Raw genomic sequence first — 1,110 nt, forward strand, 5'->3', positions numbered from 1 at the left:
TACTGACGAGTGCACCAAATAGTTCGTGGTGCGTTATACGGGTATGAAGACGAAAACTGATGCCCGAAAGTTGGATCAGGCGACGCAGGCGTACCTGAGGAAGACGGTGGTCGAAGCCGTGCGTGACGGAATGACGCAAACTGCGGCGGCGAAGACCTACAAGGTTAGCGTGCGAGCGGTGAGCAAGTGGATGAAGACCGCACGAGAAGGCGGACTGAGAGCGCTCAGAGCCGGCAAGCGCGGCCGCCGCGCGGGAAGCGGCCGACTGAATCACCGGCAGGCGGTCGGGATTCGCAAGATGATCATCAAACGGATGCCCGACCAATTGGCTCTGCCGTTCTACCTGTGGACGCGCGAATCGGTGGCGCAATTGATCGAGCGGGAGTACGGCATCACGGTGTCGGCGACCACGGCTGGCCGGTACTTGAAAGCATGGGGCATGAGTGCCCAGAAACCGGTCCGGCGAGCGTACGAGCGAAACGATGCGGCGATCGAGCGCTGGCTGAACGAAGACTATCCGCAGATCGCCAAAGAGGCGAAGCGGGAGCAGGCAACGATCTACTGGGGCGACGAAATGGGATTGCGCAGTGATCACGTCAGCGGAACAAGCTTTGCCCTCAAAGGGCAAACGCCAATCGTGCGTGCCACCGGGAAACGCTTCAGTTGCAACATGATTTCGGCCATCACCAATCGCGGGGAGCTGAGCTTCATGGTCTTCGAGGGCACGTTCAAGAACGCGACGTTCATCGAATTCCTGAAGCGCATGCTCAAGCAGGCTACCCGGAAGATCTACCTGATTGTCGATGGGCATCCGGTCCACCGGTCTGTTGCTATCAAGCAGTTCGTCGCCGAGCACGCGGATCGCCTGCGCCTGATCCGCCTGCCAGGCTACTGTCCCGAGTTGAACCCGGATGAGTTGCTGAATCAGGACGTGAAAACCAACGCGCTCGGCAAGAGCCGCCCGACCAACAAAGCGGCAATGATCCGGCATGTCCGGAGCCATTTGCATCGTCGCCAGAAGGAACCTCACGTGATTCGTAACCTGTTCAACGAGAAACATGTCCGTTACGCCGCTTGAATATTACGCACTATTTGATGAACTGGTCAGTA

The 1,110-nt window shown here is 58.4% G+C and carries 1 protein-coding gene; it reads left to right on the forward strand.

Annotated elements, in window-relative coordinates; genetic code table 11:
- Positions 1-43: 43 nt before the first annotated feature.
- Positions 44-1,078 (forward strand): IS630 family transposase, encoded by a 1,035-nt coding sequence (locus CFB82_RS41600; protein ID WP_089487971.1) that lies wholly within the window; start codon positions 44-46, stop codon positions 1,076-1,078.
- The last annotated feature ends 32 nt before the right edge of the window (positions 1,079-1,110 follow it).

This window comes from Burkholderia sp. HI2714 (genome assembly GCF_002223085.1).
Classification (GTDB): Bacteria; Pseudomonadota; Gammaproteobacteria; order Burkholderiales; family Burkholderiaceae; genus Burkholderia; species Burkholderia lata_D.